The organism is Kitasatospora sp. NPDC092286, assembly GCF_044755565.1.
Lineage (GTDB): Bacteria > Actinomycetota > Actinomycetes > Streptomycetales > Streptomycetaceae > Kitasatospora.
The window spans coordinates 60,040-74,661 of the sequence record NZ_JBIVRD010000015.1 but is presented as its reverse complement, the minus strand read 5'-3'; the positions used below and the strand labels follow the sequence as shown (position 1 = coordinate 74,661).

The following is a 14,622-nucleotide window of genomic DNA, read 5'->3' as shown; positions in this document are numbered from 1 at the left end:
CAGACGCGTCGTACCCCGCTCGATCCGAGTCAGGCGTGAGAAGGAAGCAAATGGTCGGGATTCCTCCCATCGAGCCCTACACGTTGCCGACCGCGGGCGACCTGCCCGCCAACACCGCCCAGTGGACCCCAGATCCCGATCGTGCCGTGCTGCTCGTCCATGACATGCAGCGCTTCTTCCTGGCACCCTTCCCGGGCAGCGTCCGCGACCCCCTGGTGAGACACGCGGCGGCGCTGCGCGAGCGCGCCGCCGAACTCGGCGTCCCCGTGGCGTACACCGCCCAGCCGGGCAGCATGACCCCCGAGGAGCGCGGCCTGCTGGCCGACTTCTGGGGTCCCGGCATGCGGGGCGACCTCGCGGACCGTGCCGTCGTCGACGACCTGGCGCCCCGGGACGGCGACTGGCAGCTGACCAAGTGGCGCTACAGCGCCTTCCACCGGTCGGACCTCCTGGAGCGCATGCGGGCGGCCGGCCGCGACCAGCTGATCCTCTGCGGCGTCTACGCCCACGTCGGCGTGCTGATGACGGCGGTCGAGGCCTTCACCCAGGACATCCAGGCGTTCCTCGTCGCGGACGCCGTCGCCGACTTCAACGAGGACTTCCACCGGATGGCGCTCGACTACGCGGCCGGGCGCTGCGCGATGGTGGTCACGGCCAAGGAGGTCTTCGCATGACCGCGGCGACCGGTGACCTGCTCGACCGCGTCCTGAACGGTCGGGCCGGGGCCTTCGCCCTGCTGTACCGGCCGGAGGCGGCCGGCCCCGGCGTCCTCGACGTGCTGACCGGCGACGTCACGACCCCCGCGACGCTCGCCGGGATCCCGCTGCCGGACGCCGCCCGGACGGCCGGGGCGCACCACGAGGTCCTCGCGGTCGTGCCGTACCGGCAGATCACCGAGCGCGGCTTCGTGGCGACCGACGACGGCGCGCCCCTGGTCGCGCTGAGTGTCACCGGACAGGAGCGGATCCCGCTGGCGGAGGCACTGCGCCGGATCCCGCAGGTGCCGACCGAACTGGCCGACGCCCACTTCGACGTGGACGACGAGGCCTACCAGGACATCGTCCGCCGGGTCGTCGACGACGTGATCGGCGCCGGCGAGGGGGCCAACTTCGTCGTCAAGCGGTCCTTCGTCGCCACCATCACCGACTACCGGCCGGCCAGCGCCCTGGCGTTCTTCTCCCGGCTCGTCCAGCGCGAGGTCGGCGCGTACTGGACGTTCCTGATCCACACCGGGGAGCGCACGCTCGTGGGCGCCTCGCCCGAACGGCATGTCAGCCTCGACGCCGGCACCGCCGTGATGAACCCGATCAGCGGCACCTACCGCTACCCGTCGACCGGCCCGACGCTGCCGGACGTCCTCGACTTCCTCGCCGACCGCAAGGAGACCGAGGAGCTGTACATGGTCGTCGACGAGGAACTCAAGATGATGGCCCGGATCTGCGAGGAGGGCGGCCGGGTCAACGGGCCGTACCTCAAGGAGATGGCCCACCTCGCGCACACCGAGTACTTCATCGAGGGCCGCACCGCGCACGACGTGCGCGACATCCTGCGCGAGACCATGTTCGCCCCCACGGTGACCGGCTCCCCGCTGGAGAGCGCCTGCCGGGTGATCGACACGTACGAGCCCGGCGGGCGCGGCTACTACAGCGGCGTCGCGGCGCTGGTGGGGCGCGACGAGCACGGCCGCCGGGCGATGGACTCGGCGATCCTCATCCGCACCGCGGACATCGACGCGTCCGGCCGGGTCGAGATCGGCGTCGGCGCCACGCTGGTGCGCCACTCCGACCCCGCCCGCGAGGCCGCGGAGGGCCGGGCCAAGGCGTCCGCGCTGGTGAGCGCGCTGGAGTCCGGCCGGGCCGGCGGCTTCGCCGACCACCCCGAGGTCCGCGCCGCCCTGGAACGGCGCAACGACCCGATCGCCGGGTTCTGGATGCGCGGGGCCGGGGACGGGCTGCCGGCACACACCGGGCCGGCCGGCCGCCGGGTTCTGGTCGTCGACGCCGAGGACACCTTCACCTTCATGATCGCCGGCCTGCTGCGCGCCCAGGGTCTGGAGGTCACGGTCCGCCGGTTCGACGAGGAATACGCCTTCGAGGAGTACGACCTCGTCGTGATGGGCCCGGGGCCGGGCGACCCGGGTGACACGGCCCACCCCCGGATCGGCCATCTGCACGCCGCGGTGCGCACCCTGCTCGCCGAGCGACGGCCCTTCGTCGCGGTCTGCCTGAGCCACCAGGTGCTCAGTCTCGCGCTCGGCTTCGAGATATCCCGGCTGCCCGCCCCCAACCAGGGGCTGCAGAAGGAGATCGACTACTTCGGGGCCGTCGAACGGGTGGGCTTCTACAACACCTTCGCCGCGGTGAGCGACGACGACAAGCGCGAGGTGGAGGGCGTCGGCGTGATCGAGGTCAGCCGGGACCGGGGGACGGGGGAGGTGTTCGGGCTGCGCGGTCCGCACTTCATGACCATGCAGTTCCACGCCGAGTCCGTGCTCACCCAGAACGGCCCTCGCATCCTGGCCGGCGCCTTCCGGAACGTTTTCGGCACATGACGAAGGAACAGCGGGAGATCTCCATGCACAGTTACGTGGTTGTCGACGCCTTCTCGACCGAGGTGCTCAAGGGCAATCCGGTCGCCGTCTACTTCGGGGCGGACGACCTGACGGAAAGTCGGATGCAGTCGATCGCCAGGGAGATGAACCTCTCCGAGACCACCTTCGTGCTCGCGCCCGAGCAGGGTGGCGACGCGCGCATCCGGATCTTCACCCCGGTCAACGAACTGCCCTTCGCCGGGCACCCGTTGCTCGGCACCGCCATCGCGATCGGCAACCGGGGGCCGCTGGACCAGCTCAAGCTGGAGACGGCCAGGGCGATCGTCCCCTTCGAACTGGTCCGCACGAACGGCGTGGTCACCGGCGCCTGGATGCAGCAGCCCATCCCGGAGTGGGAGCCCTTCGACCGGCGCGAGGAACTGCTGGCCGCCCTCGGCGTGCAGGACCCCGCGCTGCCGGTGGAGATCTACCGCAACGGGCCGCGTCACGTGCTGGTCGGCCTGAGCAGCGTGGCGGAGCTCTCCGCCCTGCGCCCCGACCACCGGGCGCTGGGCGCGTTCGAGGACATGGCGGCCAACTGTTTCGCCGGTTCCGGTACGCAGTGGCGCAGCCGGATGTTCTCGCCCGCGTACGGGGTCGTCGAGGACGCGGCCACCGGCTCCGCGGCCGGTCCCATCGCGATCCACCTGGCGCGGCACGGCCTGGTCGAGTACGGGCGGCGCATCGTCATCACGCAGGGCGTCGAGATGGGCCGGCCCTCGCCCATGCACGCGCTCGCCGAGGGCAGCGGCGAGCGGGTCGCCCGGGTCGAGGTCGGCGGCGAGGGTGTCATCGCGCTCGAAGGCGTGCTGCACCTGTGACGCGCCCGAAGGCGAGCGGTCCATCCCCCCGGTAGTCCAGACACCCCGGAGAGACGTATGAGCAGCACCAGGTCGGAGAGCATGACCGGGACCGTCGAGGTCCGCTTCCCCGAGTACGCGCAGCCGCCGGCCGAGCCGGTGGGCCTGCTGCGCGGCTGGCTCGCCGATGCGGTGGGCAACGGGGTCCGCGAGCCGCTGGCCCTGGCGCTGGCCACCGCGGACGCGGCCGGCCGGGCGTCGACCCGGATCGTGGTGATCAACAAGGTGACCGACCGCGGGTTCGTGTTCATCACCCACGCGGGCAGCCGCAAGGGCCGGGACCTGGCGGTCAACCCGTGGGCGTCGGGTGTCCTGTACTGGCGGGAGACCAGTCAGCAGATCGTGGTCGACGGGCCGGTCGTGCGGCTGTCCGACGCGGAGGCGGACGCCCTGTGGCGCGCCCGCCCGGTGTTCACCCACGCCATGTCGACCGCCTCCCGGCAGAGCGAACCGGTGAGCGGCCCCGACGAGGTCGAGGCGCTGCGCAAGCGGGCCCTGGAACTGGCGGAGAGCGGCACGCCGCTGCCCCGCCCGGAGGGCTTCGCCGGTTACGAACTGCGCTTCGACAGCGTGGAGTTCTGGGCCAACGGGTCCGACCGGCTGCATGAGCGGCTGCGCTACGACCGGGACGGCGAGGGGTGGCGGGCCGGCCGTCTCCAGCCCTGACCCGGCACCCGGCCCGACACCTGACCCGGCCCGCAGCACCAGCGGTACCCGCAGCAGCCGCGGAATCCGCAGCACCCGCCCGACCCGCCGAACCCGTCGAAGTGGAACGCGAGTACACCATGCAGTCAGCCGCCCCCCTCCTGCACTCCGGCTTCCGGGCCTCCGCCCGGCGCGTCCCGGAGCACCCCGCGCTGCTCCTGCGCGGACGGACCTGGACCTACCGGGAACTCGACGGCATCGCCCGCCAGTGGGCCGCGGCGATCACGCGGTCGGCGGCGCGGCCGCGGCGCGTGGCCATCCTCGGCCACCGCAGCATCGTCACGTACGCCGGCTTCCTGGCCGCCCTGTACGCCGGGGCGACCGTGGTCCCGCTGAACAAGAAGTACCCCGTCGCCCGCAACCGCGACATCCTGGAGCGCGCCGAGGCCGATGTCGTGCTGGCCGACGCGGGCTCCCTCGCCGGGCTCGGCCCGCTCCTCGACGGCCTGGCCGGCGCCCCCGCGGTGGTGCTGCCGGAGAGCGACGAGGTGCCCGGGAACGTCCCCGCGGCGGTCCGGGTCCTCACCCGCGCCGACGTGGCGGCCTGCGTCCCGTCGGGCGGGCCCGTGGCGGTCGCCCCCGAGGACGGCGCGTACCTGCTCTTCACGTCCGGCACCACGGGCCGTCCCAAGGGCGTGCCGGTCTCGCACGCCAACGTGGCCGCGTTCCTGCACGCCAACACCGAGCGGTACGGCTTCACCGAGCAGGACCGGTTCACCAACACCTTCGACCAGACCTTCGACCTGTCGGTCTTCGACCTGTTCATGGCCTGGGGGAGCGGCGGCTGCCTGGTCCCCATGGACACCTTCGACCTGATGACGCCGCTGGACTTCGTCCGCACCCACGGCATCACCGTCTGGTTCTCGGTCCCCTCGGTCGCGGTGCTCCAGCACCGTCGCGGCGCGCTGGTGCCGGACAGCCTGCCGTCGCTGCGCTGGAGCCTGTTCTGCGGCGAGGCGCTGCCCGCCGCGACGGCGCAGGTCTGGGGGGAGGCGGCGTCCGGGTCCGTGGTGGAGAACCTGTACGGGCCGACCGAGGCGACCATCGCGTGCCTGGTGCACCGCTGGGACCCGCGGACCTCGCCGGCCGGGGTGGTCAACGGCGTCGTCCCGATCGGCTCCCCCTACCCGGGCACGGCCGCCGCGGTGTTCGCCGAGGACGGCAGCCCGGTGCCCGACGGCGGGACCGGCGAACTCTGCCTCTCCGGGGACCAGGTCTTCGAGGGCTACCTGAACGCGCCCGAGCAGACCGCGGGCGCCTTCCACCTCGCCCCGCCGGCGGACGGCGGTCCCGGCCGCCGCTGGTACCGCACCGGCGACCTCGTCCGCCGCGCGGAGAACGGCGAGTTCGGCTACGTCGGCCGGCTGGACACCCAGGTCAAGATCCTCGGCCACCGCATCGAGACGGGCGAGGTCGAGGCGCACCTGCTCCGGCAGGAGAACGTCGAGCAGGCCGTCGTCCTCGCGGTGCCGGGCGAGGAGGAGGGCGTGACGGTGCTCACCGGGATCCTGGTGGGCAAGGACCTCGACGTCTACGACGTGGACGAGGAACTGCGCCGGACCCTGCCCCCGTACATGATCCCGCTCTTCTACCACCTGCTGGACGGCTTCCCGCTGAACGACAACGGGAAGGTCGACCGCAAGGCGCTGCGCCACCGGGTCGTCTCCGGGGAACTGGAGCCGATCCTCCCGTGAGCGGGTGTCCGACGCCCTCCAGGAACGCGTCCGAACAGGAAGGAACGCCGTAGATGAACGACCCTGCCGCGGTCGCCGCGCTGCGCGACCGCGTACGCGGTGAGGTGCTGCTGCCGGGCGACGACGGATTCGCCGCCCGGTGCGCGGGATTCCAGACCGCCTACCGGCACCGCCCGTCCGTGCTGGTCCGCGCCGCCGACCCCGGGGACGTGGCGGCGGCCGTGGCGTACGCCGGTGCGCGGGAACTGCCGGTGGCGGTCCAGGCGACCGGGCACGGCCTCTCGGTCCCCACCGACGGCGGCGTGCTGATCAGCACCGCGAAGCTGTCGCAGGTCACGATCGACGCCCCGGCCCGCACGGCGCGGATCGGGGCGGGCACCCGCTTCGCCGCCGTCGTCGACGCGGCGGCCCGCTACGGCCTGGCCCCGCTCAACGGCTCCGCCCCCGGGGTCGGCGTGGTCGGGTACGTGCTGGGCGGCGGACTCGGGCTGCTGTCCCGGGAGTTCGGCTACGCGGCCGACCGGGTGCGGTCGATCGACCTGGTCACCGCCGACGCCCGTTCCCGGCGGGTCACCGCGGACAGCGACCCCGAGCTGTTCTGGGCGCTGCGCGGGGCCGGCGCCAACTTCGGCGTGGTCACCGGCATGGAGATCGACCTGGTCCCGGTCAGCCGGCTGTACGGCGGGGAGCTGGTCTTCGACCTCGCCCGCACCCCGGACCTGCTCGCCGGCTACCTCCGCTGGACGCAGACGCTCCCGGAGGAGCTGACCTCTTCGGTGTCGCTGCTCGACTGCCCCGATCTGCCGTTCTTCCCCGCGGCGGTGCGCGGCCGGTTCGTGGCCCACGTGCGCATCGCGTACACCGGGGACTCCCGGACCGGCGAGCGGCTGGTCGCCCCGCTGCGCGCGCTCGGCCCCCGGCTGGCGGACACCGTCGCGGAAATGCCGTACACCGAGTGCGGAACGATCTACAACGACCCGCCGCAACCGCACGCCTACCGGGGCGACAACGTCCTGCTGCGCGCCTTCGGTCCGCAACAGGCCGCCGAGGTGACGGAGTTGGTCGGGCCGGGGGCCGCCGTGCCGTGCGTGCTCGACGTCCGTCACTTGGGCGGGGCGCTCGGCCGGCCGGCCGAGGTGCCCAACGCGGTGGGGCACCGTTCGGCCCGCTACCTGCTGCGCGTGCTGACGCCCCTGATGGGCGCCGGGCCGGAGGAGGCGCGCGGCGCCACCGACAAGGTGCTGGGGGCGCTCGCCGCCGAGTCCGTCGGCGGCCGGTTCCAGAGCCTGGTGTACGGCGGGTGCGCGGACGGCGCTCCGGCCGTGCCGGCGACGGACTTCTGGGAGCCGGCCGACCACCGCCGGCTGGCCGCGCTGAAGGCCCGGACCGATCCGGCCAACCTGTTCCGTTTCAACCGCAACATCGAGCCCGCGGGCTGAACGGCGCGACGGCCGGAACGGCACACCGCGGTGTTGTGCGGCGCCCCGGAATTCCGGGGCGCCGCTCCGTCGTGTCCTATTCCGCGGGAACGGCGGGAACGAGCCCGTCCAGGGCGGGGCCGAGCCCGGCCAGCGAATCCAGGGAATGCACTCCTTCGACGGTCGCCTCCACGTCGAACCAGGCCCGGAAATCCACCGGGTGGCCGATGAGTTCGGCGGGGCTGCGGGGAAGTTCCGCGCTGCGCGCGGCCTCCTCCGACTCCCACAGCAGAAGGGCGCCCCAGCGGCCCGTCGACGGATCCGACAGCCAGATCTTCAGGAGCAGGCCGGGAATGTCCGTCCAGTGTTCCGACTCCGCGCGGATGAAATCGCGGAGCGTGCCGGCGTTCTGCCGGGAATCGGTGACGTCCCACCACGCAATCATCGCCTTCATTGCGTCAGTCTAGGCTCGGCGGCCGTCGCCGGGGAACGGACTGCCCGTCAAATTCGTGGACGGACAGTCGAATTGAGTAGTGACTACTCAGGCGGCGGCGGCCGGCCGGTGATCGAATGGGGGACGTTCGTCAAGTCGGCGGGGCCCGATGCGGGAGGCCGGCCGGCTCTGTGATGCCGCCTGTTGACATGGGAGGACGAGTGGCACCAACCGATCTGTCGATCCTGGACCTGCCGTACGACGCGGATCCGGACCCCGACGCACTCGTGCGGGCGGCGATGGAGTGGCACTTCGGCCCGGAGACCGGCTCGCCGTTCTGGCTGAAGCGGGCCGGGACCCTCGACTTCGACCCCCGGTCGGACGTCAAGTCCCACGCCGACCTGGCGCTCTTCCCCAACGTCGCGAACGAGCTGAGGGACGTGCCCGCGGCCGACCTGGTGCCGCGCGGCTACGGCGGGAACCCCGACGTCGTCGGCGTCTTCGAGAGCGGGGGCACCACCGGCGCGCCCAAGCGGGTGGTCTGCCCGGCCGACTGGCTGGAGAAGCTGGTCGCCTGGAGCAACGCCAACCTCGACGTGCACGGCTTCCCGCGCGGCGTCGACTGGCTGGGGATCACCCCGTCCGGTCCGCACGTCGTCGGGGAGATCTTCCGGCGCTCGGCCCGCACCCACGGCCGGTACGCCTTCCAGGTCGACCTCGACCCCCGGTGGGTCAAGCGCCTGATCGCGGAGGGCCGGGGCGGCCAGGCGGACGCCTACGCGGGACACGTCATCGACCAGGCCGCGCACGTCCTGCGCACCCAGGACATCGGGGTGATGACGGTGACCCCGCCCCTGCTGGAGCGCATCGCCCAGCGCGAGGAACTCGTCGAGCTGATCAACCGGAAGGTGAAGGCCATCCGCTGGGGCGGCACCCAGATGGACCCCGACACGGAGGCCCTGTACCGGACCGAGATCTTCCCCGAAGCCACCCTCTACGGGCACTACGGCAGCACGATGATCCTCGGCATCGCCGGTCAGCGCCACGGCACGCCGCTGGGCGAACCGTGCGTCTTCGACACCTTCTCGCCGTACATCACCTTCGAGGTGGTGGACCCCGCCACCCGGCGGCCGGTGGCGTACGGGGAGCGCGGCCAGGTCGTGATGCACCACGTCAGCAAGGCCCTGCTGCTGCCCAACAACCTCGAACGCGACACCGCGATCAGGGTGGCGGCGCCCGAGGGCCGGATCGGCGACTCGGCGGCCGGCATCGCCCCGGTCGCCCGCTTCGACGACGAGGTCGTCATCGAGGGGGTCTACTGATGACCGCCGGGCCGCAGCAGCCGGCGGACCGGGACGGACCGGACGGGCCCGCGATCCCCGTGCTGGACGCGCTGGGCCCGGCCGGCCCGTACCGCGCCCACAACCGCCAGGAGATCACCGATGTGACCGGCGCGGTCATGGCCGAACTGAGCCTGGTGCCCGCGCTCTACGTCAACCGGACGATGAAGGCCCTGCACGCCGCGACCCCGCTGCCCGCCGCCGAGCGGGCGAGTGCGCTGGCCCGCGCCGCCGAACTGTTCCGCACGGCGACCCTGGGCGGGCTGACGGTGCGGGAGTACGAGGCCGCCGTCAGCCGGGTCTCCGGCCTGCCGGTCAACGTCGTCCGGACCGCGACCGCGACCTGCGCCGACCGGGTCGCGAGCTCCTACCGCAGCGTCCAGTCGGCCAGACCCGCCGGGGCGGTGCCCGACTGGCGCGACCCGCTGGTCCGCACCTCGCAGGCGGTGTGGACCCGGCGCGGCGAGGTCCTCGCCGTGCACGTCCCCGGCAACCACCCCGGCACGCACGGGTTCTGGCCGGAGGCGCTGGCGCTCGGCTACCGGGTCGCGGTCCGCCCCGCCGCCCGCGAGCCGTTCACCGCGCACCGCCTGGTCCTCGCCCTGCGCGAGGCCGGGTTCGGCACCGACAGCGTCGTCCTGCTGCCCTGCGGCCACGAGGCGGCCGACGCCGTCGTGCGGGGCGCCGACCTCGCCTACGGCGGGGACGAGGTCATCCGGCAGTACGCCGACGAGCCCGGGGTGCTCTCCCTGCAGCCGGGCCGCTCGAAGATCCTGCTGACCGCGGACACGGACTGGCGCGACCACCTCGACATGATCGTCGACTCGGCGACCCGGCACGCCGGCAGCGGCTGCGTCAACGTCACCGCCGTCCTGGTCGAGGGCGACCCGGCCCCGCTCGCGGGCGCGATCGCCGAGCGGCTGGCCGCCCTGCCCAGCCTCCCGCCGCACGACGAGAAGGCCGTCCTGCCCGTGCAGAACCTCAAGTCGGCGCGGACGCTGGAGAAGTTCGTGCTGGACCGGGCGCGGGGCACCCGGGCCTGGCTCGGCGGCACCGGGTTCGTCGACGACCTCGGGGACGGCAGCGCCGTGCTGCGCCCGGCCGTGCACCAGGTCGACTCCGCCTCCGCCTCCCAGCTCGGCGCCGAGGTGCCCTTTCCCTGCGTGTGGGTCGGTCCGTGGAGCCGTGCGGACGACATCGAGCCGCTGCGCGACACGCTGGTCCTCACCGTCGTCACCGGGGACGAGGAGCTGGTGCAGGCCCTGATCGACGAACCGACGATCAGCAACGTGCACGTCGGGAGCCACGCCACGCACTGGCACCGGCCCGGTCTGCCGCACGACGGCTACCTGGGCGAGTTCCTGATGCGGAGCAAGACCGTGGTCCGGGTCTGAGCGGGGCCGCCGGCGGCCGGTAACGGCAGGCAGTACCGGCGGGCGGCACCGCCCCACGAACACCGGCAGCACAACCCGGCCCCGGAATTGCCTTCCGGAAACCGGACCGGGTTGTGCTGCTGTTTCATGCCCATTGCCATAAACGACAGTTCTGCCCGGCCGGGAAGGTAGTTATTGGACACCTTCCGGGGGGACGGCAGATGATTCTGCGGAGCCGCCGAACCGGCGACCCGAAGGGGGAGGAGTGGAGTGCACGCATCCCGAGCGAATCCACCGGAAATGGATTTCACGGCCGTCGTCGCCGAGATCTGGTGCGAGGTCCTGCAGGTCCCCGAGGTGGGCCACGACGAGAGCTTCTTCGATCTCGGTGGACACTCCCTGCTGCTCCAGATGGTTCGTGAGCAGGTCGTCCGGCGCACCGGCCAGGACATCGAACTCGTCGAGTTCTTCACGCACCCGACCGTGCGGTCCCTCGCCCGCCGCCTGAAGGAGGGCGGGGCCGCCGCACCCGCCGAGGGCCGCCGCCGCCCGGCCGGCCGGCTGAACCGCCTGGGAAACCGGCGGGCCCAGCTGGGCGGACAGGCACCCGACCCCGACGGAGAATTCGGTGAGTGACATCGGAACCCCGGAAGACACCAGCGGATTCATCGCCGTGATCGGAATGGCCGGCCGCTTTCCCGGCGCCGCCGACACCGACGAATTCTGGGCCAATCTCGTGGCCGGCCGGGACACCGTCACCCGCGACGCCCCCCAGGTCGTTCCGGGCGGCGCGCCCGACGGCGGCGACCTCACCTACGTGCCGTCCCGCGGCCGGCTGGACGGCGCCGAGTGGTTCGACGCCGACTACTTCGGCTACTCCGCCAGGGAGGCGTTCCTCCTCGACCCGCAGCACCGGGTCTTCCTGGAGTGCGCGGTCGCGGCCCTGGAGGACGCCGGCGCGGACCCCGACCGCTTCCCCGGCACCGTCGGCGTCTACGGCGGCTGCACCGAGACCCGCTACGCGGAGGCGCTCGCCGCCCAGAGCGACCGGCTCGGCGGAGTCACCGAGGACGACATCGTCCTCGGCACCGCCCCGGACTTCCTGGTCGCCCGCACCGCCGAGCGCCTCGGCCTGCGGGGCCCGGCCGTCGCCGTGCAATCGGCCTGCGCCACCGCCCTGGTGGCCGTCCACACGGCCGGACGCGGCCTGCTCGCCGGCGACTGCGACCTGGCCCTGGCGGGCGGCGTCGCCGTGCACGTGCCCCCGAAGAAGATCACCTGGACCGGACCGGACGGTACCCTGGCGCCCGACGGCGTCTGCCGCGCCTTCGACGCGAAGGGCGAGGGCACCGTCGCCGGCAACGCCGTCGGCGTGGTCGTCCTCAAGCGCCTGGCCGACGCGCTGGCCGACGGCGACCACATCCGCGCGGTCGTCCGCGGCTCGGCCGTGACCAACGACGGCGCCGGGCGGATCGGTTTCACCGCGCCCACCGTCGCGGGCCAGGCCGCCGCCGTCCGGGAGGCACTGCTCACCGCGGGCACCGACGCCCGCACCGTCACCTACGTCGAGGCCCACGGCACCGCCACCCCGATCGGCGACCCGATCGAGGTGACCGCCCTCACCCGGGCGTTCCGGGCCGACACCGACGAGCGGGGCTTCTGCGCCATCGGCTCGGTGAAGACCAACATCGGGCACGCCGACGCGGCGGCCGGCGCCGCGGGCCTCATCAAGACGGTCCTGGCGCTCGGCCACCGGCAGATCCCGCCGAGCCTGCACTTCACCGAACCCAACCCGCAGATCGACTTCGAGAGCGGCCCGTTCCGGGTCGCCACCGAACTCGGCACCTGGGCGCCGGGCGACCTCCCCCGGCGCGCCGGGGTCAGCTCCTTCGCGGTCGGCGGCGTCAACGCCCACCTGGTGCTGGAGGAGGCGCCCGAGCGGCCGGTCCGCGCGTCCGAGCGGCGAGCCCACCTGCTGGTGCACTCCGCCCGCACCGCCCCGGCGCTGGGCGTCCGGCTGGCCCGGTTCGACGCGCACCTGGCCGGCCCCGCGGCGCCCGCGCCCGCCGACGCCGCCTGGACCCTCCAGACCGGCCGGCGCGAGCACGGGCACCGGGCGTTCACCGTCCTCGGCGACGGCCGGGAGCGGACGACGGTCCACTCGACCGGAGCGCCGCGGCAACGGCCCGTGGTGTTCCTCTTCCCCGGGCGGATCGGACCGGCGGAGGCCTGGCGGCTGCACCTCACCGAACCGGCCTTCCGGGAGGCGTTCGACAGCGTCCTGGACGGCGTCGACGAGCAGCTCGTCCGCGCGGTGCGGGAGACCGCCCGCGGCCTGGCCCTGCCGCGCGACCCGGTGGTGCGCGACACCTACGTGTTCGCCCTCGAGTACGCCCTGGCCGCGCTCTGGCAGCGCTGGGGCATCCGGCCGGGCGCGGTCCTCGGCACCGGCACCGGCACGCTGGTCGCGGCCGTCGTCGCGGGCGTCCTCCCGGTGGCCGGCGCGGTGCGGCTGATCGCCGAACCGGCCCGCTCCGGCGGGACCGAGGAGGACCTGCGCGCGCTGCTCGACGCGCTGGACCCGCGGCCGCAGCGGATCCCCGTCGTCCTCGGCGACGGCAGCTGGAACGACCCCGGGACACCGGTCACGGCCGGCCGCTGGGCGGCGGAACTGCGCACCGCCGCCGACCCGGACGCCGCGCTGGACACGCTCCTCGCCGACCCCGAGCGCGTTCTCCTCCAGGTGGGCGCGGGTTCGAGCCTGGTCGAGACCGCCCGCCGCAAGCCCCGGTGCACCCCCGGGCACCTCCTGCTCGCCGGGCTGGCCGGCCCCGACGACGGCGGTGACGCGCTGGCGGTCCTCTACGACGCGCTGGGCCGGCTGTGGCTGTCCGGCGCCCGGGTCTCCTGGGCGGGCGTGCACGAGGGCGAGCGGCGGGCCAAGGTCCCGCTGCCCGGCTACCCCTTCGAGCGGCTCCCGTACCTGGTGCGCCACCCGGACGAGGAGTCCCGGACGGCCGGCGGGAACGGCGCCGTCGCCACCGCCGGCGTCACCGGCACCGGCACCGGCACCGGCGTCGCGGAGACCCGGACGGCGGACGAGGAGCCCGCCGTCACGAGCACCGCCCCCGCCGACGGCAGCCGGCCGGAGTCCGCCGACGACACCCCCCTCGGCGTGGTGCTGCGGCTGTTCGGCGACGCCCTCGGACTGCCCGACCTGGAACCGGACGAGAGCTTCTTCGAACTCGGCGGCGACTCCCTCATCGCCGTCAAACTCCTCGCCCGGCTCAAGGAGATCTACCCGGTCGAGATCAGGATGAGCGCCCTGTTCGCGTCCGCGACGGCGGCCGACCTGGCCGCACTGATCGAGCAGCAACTGGCCGCCCCGCACCAGGACACCGAGGAGGAGTCGGCATGACCGGCACCGGAACCGCGACCGGCGGCGGCCCCGCACCCGAGGCCACCACCCCGGCCGACCTGCAGGCCCGCTGGCTCTCCGGCCGCAGGCCCAGGACGGAGACCACGCTCGACCTGTACTGCTTCGCCCACGCGGGCGGCTCGGCGGGGGAGTTCGTCCGCTGGGGCGGCGCCCTGCCCGGCATCCGGGTCTGGGCGGTCAAGCTGCCCGGCCGCGCCCCCCGGCAGGACGAGGCCCCGTACACGCGGATCGGCGACCTGGTCCGTGACCTCGTCGAGCAGGCCGACTTCGGCCGACGGGACTTCGCCTTCTTCGGGCACAGCCTGGGCGCGCTGATCGCCTTCGAGACCACCCGGGCCCTGCGCCGGGCCGGACGGCGCCTGCCCCGCGCCCTGCTGCTGTCCTCCATGCAGCCGCCGCCCCTCCCGGAACGCCGGAACATCCGGGACCTGCCGGACGACGAACTGCTCGCCGCGATCGAGGAACGCTGGGGCGCGCTGCCGATGGTCGTCCACGAGGAATCCGACCTCAAGCGGCTCGCGCTGCGCTACCTGCGCGCGGACGCCGAACTCGCCGACTCCCACGAGTACGTCGCCGAGGAGCCGCTGGACATCCCGATCACGGCCTTCGCCGGCGACCAGGAGGACCCCGGCCAGCTCGCCTGGGCCCCGCACACCCGGAACGCCTTCGCCGCGCACGTCCTGCCCGGCGGTCACTTCTACTTCCGCGACCCGCAGTCGCAGGCCGAACTGCTGCGCATCGTCAATGACGCGCTGACCACGGAGAATTAG

General features: G+C 73.7%; 12 protein-coding genes. 11 read left to right on the top strand and 1 reads right to left on the bottom strand.

Features of this window, described 5'->3' with window-relative positions; all coding sequences use genetic code 11:
• Nucleotides 1–50: 50 nt before the first annotated feature.
• The 6 genes from ACIQIB_RS17620 to ACIQIB_RS17595 all read left to right on the top strand — a co-directional run bounded on the left by ACIQIB_RS17620 (nt 51) and on the right by ACIQIB_RS17595 (nt 7,288).
• Nucleotides 51–674, top strand: coding sequence for an isochorismatase family protein (locus ACIQIB_RS17620; RefSeq protein ID WP_363607732.1), 624 nt, complete (start codon nt 51–53; stop codon nt 672–674).
• Nucleotides 671–2,551, top strand: coding sequence for an anthranilate synthase family protein (locus ACIQIB_RS17615; protein ID WP_363607733.1), 1,881 nt, complete (start codon nt 671–673; stop codon nt 2,549–2,551). The genes ACIQIB_RS17620 and ACIQIB_RS17615 overlap by 4 nt, the downstream gene beginning before the upstream one ends.
• The gene (locus tag ACIQIB_RS17610) at nt 2,548–3,411 is read left to right on the top strand and encodes a PhzF family phenazine biosynthesis protein (protein ID WP_400758803.1); all 864 of its coding nucleotides are present in this window, start codon (nt 2,548–2,550) and stop codon (nt 3,409–3,411) included. The genes ACIQIB_RS17615 and ACIQIB_RS17610 overlap by 4 nt, the downstream gene beginning before the upstream one ends.
• Nucleotides 3,412–3,468: 57 nt before the next feature.
• Nucleotides 3,469–4,116 carry a phenazine biosynthesis FMN-dependent oxidase PhzG gene (gene phzG / locus ACIQIB_RS17605; RefSeq protein WP_400758801.1) on the top strand — a complete coding sequence of 216 codons (648 nt, stop codon included), beginning with the start codon at nt 3,469–3,471 and terminating at the stop codon, nt 4,114–4,116.
• A gap of 119 nt (nt 4,117–4,235) precedes the next feature.
• Entirely contained in the window at nt 4,236–5,849 is a 1,614-nt protein-coding gene (locus tag ACIQIB_RS17600; protein ID WP_363607736.1) for an amino acid adenylation domain-containing protein, read from the top strand.
• Between the two features lie 53 nt (nt 5,850–5,902).
• Nucleotides 5,903–7,288, top strand: a complete 1,386-nt coding sequence (locus ACIQIB_RS17595) for an FAD-binding oxidoreductase (protein WP_400657556.1) — start codon at nt 5,903–5,905, stop codon at nt 7,286–7,288.
• A 76-nt stretch (nt 7,289–7,364) separates the two neighbouring features.
• Here the strand turns inward: ACIQIB_RS17595 and ACIQIB_RS17590 are convergent, their stop codons facing one another.
• Nucleotides 7,365–7,721 carry a hypothetical protein gene (locus ACIQIB_RS17590; protein ID WP_363607738.1) on the bottom strand — a complete coding sequence of 119 codons (357 nt, stop codon included), beginning with the start codon at nt 7,719–7,721 and terminating at the stop codon, nt 7,365–7,367.
• A gap of 173 nt (nt 7,722–7,894) precedes the next feature.
• On the opposite strand from ACIQIB_RS17590, the gene ACIQIB_RS17585 reads away from it, so the two are divergent.
• The 5 genes from ACIQIB_RS17585 (at nt 7,895) to ACIQIB_RS17565 (ending at nt 14,622) form a co-directional block, all read left to right on the top strand.
• Complete coding sequence (locus tag ACIQIB_RS17585; protein ID WP_400657560.1) at nt 7,895–9,022, top strand: phenazine antibiotic biosynthesis protein; 1,128 nt, start codon at nt 7,895–7,897, stop codon at nt 9,020–9,022.
• Nucleotides 9,022–10,434, top strand: coding sequence for an aldehyde dehydrogenase family protein (locus ACIQIB_RS17580; RefSeq protein WP_400657562.1), 1,413 nt, complete (start codon nt 9,022–9,024; stop codon nt 10,432–10,434). Before ACIQIB_RS17585 ends, ACIQIB_RS17580 begins: the two co-directional genes overlap by 1 nt.
• A 279-nt stretch (nt 10,435–10,713) precedes the next feature.
• The gene (locus ACIQIB_RS17575) at nt 10,714–11,049 is read left to right on the top strand and encodes an acyl carrier protein (protein ID WP_363607741.1); all 336 of its coding nucleotides are present in this window, start codon (nt 10,714–10,716) and stop codon (nt 11,047–11,049) included.
• On the top strand, nt 11,042–13,831 hold the full coding sequence (locus ACIQIB_RS17570) for a type I polyketide synthase (RefSeq protein WP_400758798.1): 2,790 nt from the start codon (nt 11,042–11,044) through the stop codon (nt 13,829–13,831). Before ACIQIB_RS17575 ends, ACIQIB_RS17570 begins: the two co-directional genes overlap by 8 nt.
• Entirely contained in the window at nt 13,828–14,622 is a 795-nt protein-coding gene (locus ACIQIB_RS17565) for a thioesterase II family protein (protein WP_400758796.1), read from the top strand. Before ACIQIB_RS17570 ends, ACIQIB_RS17565 begins: the two co-directional genes overlap by 4 nt.

Coding starts and splice junctions, on each gene's coding strand:
- ACIQIB_RS17620 (WP_363607732.1), top strand. CDS start 51: ATGGTCGGGATTCCTCCCATCGAGCCCTACACGTTGCCGACCGCGGGC.
- ACIQIB_RS17615 (WP_363607733.1), top strand. CDS start 671: ATGACCGCGGCGACCGGTGACCTGCTCGACCGCGTCCTGAACGGTCGG.
- ACIQIB_RS17610 (WP_400758803.1), top strand. CDS start 2,548: ATGACGAAGGAACAGCGGGAGATCTCCATGCACAGTTACGTGGTTGTC.
- phzG (WP_400758801.1), top strand. CDS start 3,469: ATGAGCAGCACCAGGTCGGAGAGCATGACCGGGACCGTCGAGGTCCGC.
- ACIQIB_RS17600 (WP_363607736.1), top strand. CDS start 4,236: ATGCAGTCAGCCGCCCCCCTCCTGCACTCCGGCTTCCGGGCCTCCGCC.
- ACIQIB_RS17595 (WP_400657556.1), top strand. CDS start 5,903: ATGAACGACCCTGCCGCGGTCGCCGCGCTGCGCGACCGCGTACGCGGT.
- ACIQIB_RS17590 (WP_363607738.1), bottom strand. CDS start 7,721: ATGAAGGCGATGATTGCGTGGTGGGACGTCACCGATTCCCGGCAGAAC.
- ACIQIB_RS17585 (WP_400657560.1), top strand. CDS start 7,895: ATGCCGCCTGTTGACATGGGAGGACGAGTGGCACCAACCGATCTGTCG.
- ACIQIB_RS17580 (WP_400657562.1), top strand. CDS start 9,022: ATGACCGCCGGGCCGCAGCAGCCGGCGGACCGGGACGGACCGGACGGG.
- ACIQIB_RS17575 (WP_363607741.1), top strand. CDS start 10,714: ATGGATTTCACGGCCGTCGTCGCCGAGATCTGGTGCGAGGTCCTGCAG.
- ACIQIB_RS17565 (WP_400758796.1), top strand. CDS start 13,828: ATGACCGGCACCGGAACCGCGACCGGCGGCGGCCCCGCACCCGAGGCC.